The following is a 6,926-nucleotide window of genomic DNA, read 5'->3' on the forward strand; positions in this document are numbered from 1 at the left end:
GCGCCATGAACATCATCGAGATGCCGGTGATGAGCAGGTTCACGCCGAAGAGGAGGCCGAGCGCCCACGCCGCGGTGGCAGGCCATCCAACCCAGATGATCGCCGCGATGATCAGGGCGCAGATGCCGCTCACGACGAGTGCTCCCCATCCGCGGTCACCGCGGGACTGAAACGCCATGACGATTTCGAGGACGCCATCGACGACCAGGAACGCTGCCAGCAGGATGGTCAACGTCGTCAGTCCGATGAGCGGGTTCGCTAAGAGCGAAATGCCCGCAACGGCGTAGATGACCGCGAGGACACCCTGCACGAAGAACCGCTTCCACCCTCCCGAGAAGGCGTGAGCCACGTGCACGAGCGCTCCGACCACCAGCAACGCCCCGAGCAGAATTGACAACGAAACCCCAGCAGCGAACGGCGCTAAGATGGCGAGGACGCCGATTACAGCAATGATCGCCCCTGCCCCCATCGAAGCACGCCACGATCGCTTGGTGGTGTCCGAAACTATCTCCCCACTGCTTTGTACTTCTGTGCTCATTTGATTTTCACCAATCACGTATTCGCCAGCCAAGGATATAAGTTGTGTTGGTTATTTGAAGAAAGTTCCAAGAGTCAGACCGATTTTTCGAGATTTAAAGGAGTAGAGCCGATCAGAAGCGGAAGGCGGAATTTGAAGAACATAACAGATATTATATTTGTACGACGGTCGTCCCATTGTACTGAGCCTCGGACTGACCGCTTTTTCGGACTAACAGGCTAGATTTCCTTCAGGATAGCTCAGAAAATTGGGAGTTTCGTCGTTCGACCGTTACCACCTTTCGACGGCGTCACCACGTTTCGACGGTTCCTTCGCGGATGTCCTCAAGACAACCTCGACACGCAGGATGGTCGGAGTCGAAGCATTTCGGACGTCCCTCCTTATCGATCGGTGTGGCCCGTTTATCGACGTGTCGTCGGCAGACGATTTTCGCTCGCCCGTGTTCGTCCCGCGGCAGGTCGGCGAGAACGGTGTCGTGGGCGTTTCGGTACGCTTCCTTGGCCTGGCTCAGTTGGTGGTCCGCGGATTGGCGGGCCTCGGCGTACTTCTTGCCGACGTTTCGGAGGAAACGGTCGAAGCGGTCGTCCATATATTCCATTTGGACAAGCGGGTTCAAATGTTGATTGGTGGAGTGGACGACCGACCACGGGCGCTTTCATCGTCTCGACAACAGTCGTTCGTCGTTAGTCAGTATTGACGTTCGAAACTGCAGCTCGGTTAGCCGATGGCCGTAGTCCAAGCGTCGCCTCGTCAGTTTCACTAACGGACGGAAGCGACCGTATTCGTGGGTGGGAAAGGAAGTAGAGGGCGAGCAGTACGAGCAGTCCCGAGAGGAAATACAACATCGACACAGGACCATACGCGTCACCCGCGACACCACCGAGAAGGGTACCGATCGGGAGCATCCCCATGCTGATGCTGGAGACGACGGAACTAACGCGCCCGAGAAACGCCGCGTCGACCGACGATTGAAGCAGCGACGAGAACATCACGTTGAAAACGCCCATGGGAACGAACGCGAAGAAGAGGAAGGCGAGAGTCGCTGGCAAGCCGGGGACAACCGAGGCCGCAGCCAAACCGAGAGCCGATACGGGGAATATGACCATCGAGAGGCGACCGTACGGACGGTCTTCGACCAACGACGCGACGCCCGTTCCGGCCAACGACCCACCGGCGATGGTTGCCATGAGGAGGCCGTACGTTTCCGGACCGCCCATCGAATCGGCGAATGCGGGTAGAACAGCAGTCATCGCGCCGCCACCAACGTTGACGACCATCGCGCCGAGGAGCATCGATATGAGAACCGATCCACGCAGATACTCGATTCCTTCTCGGAGTTCGGCGACGTACGTACCGTCGTCGTTTGCGTTATTCGCGTCGTCCGCGTCGTTCGTATCATCCTCGTCTGATTCCGAATCCGTGGACGAAACCGATACGCCGAGGAAGAGGACGGTAGTGATGGCGAACGTCGCCGAGTCCACGACGAACAACGTAGTCGCACCGATAACTGCGAGTACGATTCCACTTGCGGCGTTGAGAACGACTTCGGTTCCCTGATAAACGGTCGAGAACAGCGAGTTCGCGCGAACGAGTTGTTCCCCTTCGACGATTCGAGGAAGTATCGCGGTCTGTGCCGGATAGACGAATTGATTGACGAGCGTCAACAGCGGCATGACGAAGAGGATAACCCAAACTGAAAGGTGTCCAGTTGCGGCGGCGAGCGGAACGATGAGGACGCAAATACATTGGATGAACTGCGTCCTCACGAGGATGGGCCGTAGTTTCCACCGGTCGACGAGCGGCCCGATGAGGAACCGGAACATGCTCGGCAAATGAACGAGAAATCCGGCGAGACCGGTGTAAAAAGACGACCCAGTGAGTGAGTAGACGAGCCACATCGCACCGATGAAGTAGAGGCTATCCCCGGCGTTCGTCACGAACCGACCGAGAAACAGTAACACGAACGACCTGTTCGAGCGGAGTTTCGACATGGATGAAGACAGCCGCTCCCCGCCATTAATTGTTATTAGAAATACATTTCTGTGAGGTGCGTTGCAGAAACGGAGTTCTAAAGACGATTTGTCATTTTTCGCGCGTCGAGAATACCGAGTCGCATCTCGTGAGCCAGCACTTCGAACGCTTCCTCCCGTGGGAGTCGATTCACGATACCGCCGTCCATACGTTCAGAATCAACGACACGAAATAAGGTCGTTTGGGTGTCCACTTTCACTTCCGCTCTGCCCACGTAACCTTTTATACCATCCCGCACCAACCACGGTATGTCTCCCATAGAAAAAGAAGTGGAGACGGAGCAACCATGACCGATGTGCGACAGCACGCAGAAGAAATTCACGAACAGTTCTCCGACCATCTGGACGTAACCGTTGACGACGTAGCCTCGCGTCTCGACAGCCTCGTCAACGAGTACAAAGTGCCCATGGAAGAGGCACGACGAAGCGTCACCAGCCACTATCTGGACGAGGCTGGCCTCGAACGCGACGAGATTCGAACCGGCGGCACCAGCGACGTGCACGTCGAAGACATCGAAACCGACGAGCAGTGGGTGGACCTCACCGCGAAGGTCGTCGACCTCTGGGACCCCCGGAGTGATTCCGTGGGCCAAGTCGGACTCCTCGGCGACGAGACGGGCACCATCAAGTTCACCAAGTGGGCTAAATCCGACCTCCCCGAACTCGAAGAGGGGAAGGTCTACAAACTCGGCAACATGGTCACGGACGAGTACCAGGGCCGCTACTCGGTGAAACTCAACCGTACGACCACCATCGAGGAACTCGACACCGACATCGAAGTCGGCGACAACAGCACCGAGATGGAGGGTGCACTGGTGGACATCCAGTCCGGCAGTGGCCTCATCAAACGCTGTCCCAAAGAGGACTGCACGCGCGTCCTCCAGAACGGCCGTTGTTCGGAACACGGCGAGCAAGACGGTGAGTTCGACCTCCGAATCAAGGGTGTCTTGGACGACGGCCTCGACGTTCACGAGGTCATCTTCAACGAGGAGGCAACCGAGAACCTGACCGGCATCGAACTGGAGGAGGCCAAGCAGATGGCGATGGATGCACTCGACACGACCGTCGTGGCCGACGAAATGCGTGAGATGACGCTCGGCCACTACTACCGCGTGACGGGACCAACGATGGGTCGGTACCTGTTGGCGAACGACGTCGAACTGCTCTCCGGGCCAGTGGATGCGGAAGCGGCGCTTACCAAAGCGAGGTCGATGTAACATGAGTGGCGCACCAACACGAGAAGTCGCACGCCGCACCTTCGCGGCGGAGTTCAACGACGCGAATTACACGTTCAAGGAATCGGACGACGAGCGCGCACCGGTCTACTTGCTCCTCCCCACGGGCGAGCGAGCGAACCGAGTCTTCGTCGTCGGAACCCTCACCGAAAAAGAGGACGTCGGCGAGGACAGCGAATACTGGCGTGGACGGGTCGTGGACCCGAACGGGGACACGTTCTTCGTCTACGCAGGGCAGTACCAACCCGACGCCGCGGCCATGCTTCGAGAACTCGAAGCACCGGCCTACGTCGCCATCGCCGGGAAGCCCCGGACGTTCGAGATGGACGACGGAACGGTGAACGTCTCGCTTCGCCCCGAGTCCATCACCGTGGTAGACGAATCGACGCGGGACCGCTGGGTGGTCGAAACCGCCGAGCGGACGCTCGAACGTATCGAAACGTTCGACGACGAGACGAACCGCTACGCGACGATGGCGAAAGAGCAGTACGAGCGACCCATCGACACGTACCGCGACAACGCGATTCAGGCGCTCGAAAGCCTGGATACCGGCGCCACGAGTGGCGGAAACGACGACGGTGCCAGCGATGGAAGCACCAGCGACGACACCGGTGAGGTAGCGGGCGACAACGAACCGCCGATGCAGTAGCGCGGCGGCGGGGAGCCCTCATCGAAACAACGCGGACAGTATCAATATTTCAGCGGTTGTCGGTCGTGCAGATACAGTCGAACAGCGCCGGGTATCGATATTGGCTACACGCACACGAACCCGAATCATGCCTGACGAACGAACCTCACCGAGCGGGGATTGGCAGGAGGTGTACGCGGAGATGGGAGCGGACACCTCGGCGGAGGGACCGGTCCACCCGTGCCCCAACTGTCGGCGAGAATCGACGCCCGTCTTTCGTCGCGTGTTCGAATGTGAGGAACACGGGGTCTGGACGCTCGATAAGGAGGGGAATCCCCGTCACGGGACCAAGACGGAAGCCCGAATCGAGCCGGAAGAGGCGGAAAGAGATTCGGGCGGAACGACGGCCGATTAATCCAGCGATTCGGGGAGTGCATCGTCCACGCGCTCGTCGAGCAATCCGGACCAGATCAGCGTCTCGGCGGCGGCAATATCCTCGTGGATGGGTCGGTCTTCGGTGAGCGGCGGCACGACTTCACGAACCGCGTTGTAGGCCGCGCCGGTTCCGACGCCGTGGGAGAGGTCATCGGAGACGAACTCCGACGCCTGCGCGCCGCAGACGAGTTCGATGCCGACGATGGAGAGCGTGTTCGCCACGGCACGGCGCGCGTTGTACGCGCTCTGGGCGCTCATGCTGACGTGGTCCTCCTGATTGCCGCTGACCGGCGTGTTGTCCATCGACGCGCGGCCGATGGAGCGGTTTTCGTTCAACAGTGCCGCGGCGGTGTACTGGGCGATCATGTAGCCCGAACGCAGGCCGCTGTGTTCGGTGAGGAACGGCGGGAGGTGCGGTTCCTGAACGTTCGGGTTGAGCATGCGGTCCACTCGACGCTCCGAGATGGCTGCGAGTTCCGTGACGGCGTTCGTCAGGTAATCGAGCGGAAGCGCGAGTGGGTCACCGTGGAAGTTCCCACCGGAAAGCACCGCGGCGTCTCCCGCACCGCTCGCGCGGCTGTGCACACTGTCGGCCGGGAAGATGAGCGGGTTGTCGGTCGCGCTGTTGAGTTCGATTTCGACGGCCGAACGCAGATGGGCGACGGCGTCCCGAACCGCGCCGTGAACCTGCGGCATGCAGCGAATCGAGTAGGCGTCCTGCACCCGGTCGCAGTTGCGGTGGGATTCGACGATTTCGGAATCCTCGGTGAGACGCTTGATGTTCCGTGCCGTCTTCGCGTGGCCGTCGTGCGGGCGAACGTCGGCGATGACGTGGTCCGCGGAGGCGGTCGTTCCCATCGTCACCTCGGTCGTGAGTGCTCCGGCGACGTCCGCCGCACGAATCGCCCGTTCGGTGTCGAGCACGGCGAGCGCGGCGAGGCCGACCGAAAGTTGGGTACCGTTGATGAGCGCCAAGCCCTCTTTCGCGGCGAGGGTTATGGGCTCCAGTTCGGCGGTTTCGAGCGCGTCCGCACCGTCCAGTTTCTCGCCGTCCACGGTCGCGGTTCCCTCGCCCATGATGACCAACGCGAGGTGCGCGAGCGGAGCGAGGTCGCCGCTCGCGCCGAGGCTGCCGCGGGATTTGACGACCGGGTGAATCCCCTCGTTCAGCATCGTGACGAGTTGGTCCACGACAAGTTCGCGGATGCCGGAGTAGCCCTTGACGAGCGCGTTGACGCGGCCGAGCATCATGGCCCGCACTTCCTCGCGGTCCAGTTCGCGGCCCGCTCCGGCGGCGTGGCTTCGAATGAGGTTCGTCTGGAGCGTCTCGATATCTTCGGGGGGAATCCGCTCGTCCACGAGTTCGCCGAAGCCGGTGTTGACGCCGTAGACGGCTTCGCCGCTCTCGACGACTTCTTCGACGCGTTTTCGTGCGGTTCGAACTCGTTCTCTCGCGTCTTCGGGGACGAATACGGTCGTGTCGTCGCGTGCGACACGTTCCACGTCCTCGGGCGTCAGGGATTCGCCGTCGATTTCGATTTCACTCATGATGGACCACCTCGCCGCCCTTCAGCACCGTTTCGACGGTGTTCACGCCGTAGTTGTAGGGAACGTGAACGTAGCTCGGCGCGTCGACGACGGCGATGTCGGCGGGCGTTCCGGGTTGGAGCGTGCCCGCTCCGTCCTGCATGTCGAGCGCCATCGCGGCGTGTTTCGTCCCCGCCACCAGCGCCTCGGCGGGCGTCATCCCCATCTCGACGCAGGCCAGTGAGGTTGCAAAGCCCATGCTCTGGGAGTGGCAGTTCGGGTTGAAGTCGGTCGCAATCGCCACCGGTGCGCCCGCATCGAGGAACGCCCTCGCGTCGGCGAACTCGGCACCGAGACCGAACGCGGTACCGGGAAGCAGGACGGGAACCACGCCCGCTGCCGTCAGCGCGTCGATGTCCTCCTCCGTCGCGTACAGGAGGTGGTCCGCGCTCGTCGCGCCGAGTTTCGCGCCGAGTTGCGACCCGCCGATGTGCGCGAGTTCCTCGGCGTGGATTTTCGGCGTCAGGCCGTAT

At 60.9% G+C, this 6,926-nt stretch carries 8 protein-coding genes; 3 read left to right on the plus strand and 5 right to left on the minus strand.

The window, feature by feature from the left end; translation table 11 throughout:
• From WBV42_RS05335 to WBV42_RS05345, 3 genes are all read right to left on the minus strand, one after another.
• Nucleotides 1–538 (minus strand): HdeD family acid-resistance protein (locus WBV42_RS05335; RefSeq protein ID WP_423985105.1); only part of this gene is annotated, 538 nt, incomplete at its 3' end.
• A gap of 289 nt (nt 539–827) precedes the next feature.
• Nucleotides 828–1,127, minus strand: coding sequence for a DUF7091 family protein (locus tag WBV42_RS05340; RefSeq protein WP_423985106.1), 300 nt, complete (start codon nt 1,125–1,127; stop codon nt 828–830).
• A 94-nt stretch (nt 1,128–1,221) separates the two neighbouring features.
• Nucleotides 1,222–2,529: an MFS transporter gene (locus tag WBV42_RS05345; protein WP_423985107.1), complete on the minus strand. Its 1,308-nt coding sequence runs from the start codon at nt 2,527–2,529 to the stop codon at nt 1,222–1,224.
• 326 nt (nt 2,530–2,855) lie between these two features.
• On the opposite strand from WBV42_RS05345, the gene WBV42_RS05350 reads away from it, so the two are divergent.
• The 3 genes from WBV42_RS05350 (at nt 2,856) to WBV42_RS05360 (ending at nt 4,846) form a co-directional block, all read left to right on the plus strand.
• Nucleotides 2,856–3,785, plus strand: coding sequence for a replication factor A (locus WBV42_RS05350; RefSeq protein ID WP_066140124.1), 930 nt, complete (start codon nt 2,856–2,858; stop codon nt 3,783–3,785).
• 1 nt (nt 3,786) lies between these two features.
• Nucleotides 3,787–4,452, plus strand: a complete 666-nt coding sequence (locus tag WBV42_RS05355) for an RPA family protein (RefSeq protein WP_423985108.1) — start codon at nt 3,787–3,789, stop codon at nt 4,450–4,452.
• Between the two features lie 127 nt (nt 4,453–4,579).
• Nucleotides 4,580–4,846 (plus strand): hypothetical protein, encoded by a 267-nt coding sequence (locus tag WBV42_RS05360; RefSeq protein WP_423985109.1) that lies wholly within the window; start codon nt 4,580–4,582, stop codon nt 4,844–4,846.
• Here WBV42_RS05360 and hutH read toward each other — a convergent pair.
• Nucleotides 4,843–6,414: a histidine ammonia-lyase gene (gene hutH / locus WBV42_RS05365; RefSeq protein ID WP_423985110.1), complete on the minus strand. Its 1,572-nt coding sequence runs from the start codon at nt 6,412–6,414 to the stop codon at nt 4,843–4,845. The two genes, WBV42_RS05360 and hutH, sit on opposite strands and share 4 nt — an antisense overlap.
• Nucleotides 6,407–6,926: amidohydrolase family protein (locus tag WBV42_RS05370; protein WP_423985111.1), on the minus strand; the 520-nt coding region annotated here is incomplete at its 5' end. The genes hutH and WBV42_RS05370, both read right to left, overlap by 8 nt.

Source organism: Haladaptatus sp. (assembly GCF_049589095.1).
Taxonomy (GTDB): Archaea; Halobacteriota; Halobacteria; order Halobacteriales; family Haladaptataceae; genus Haladaptatus.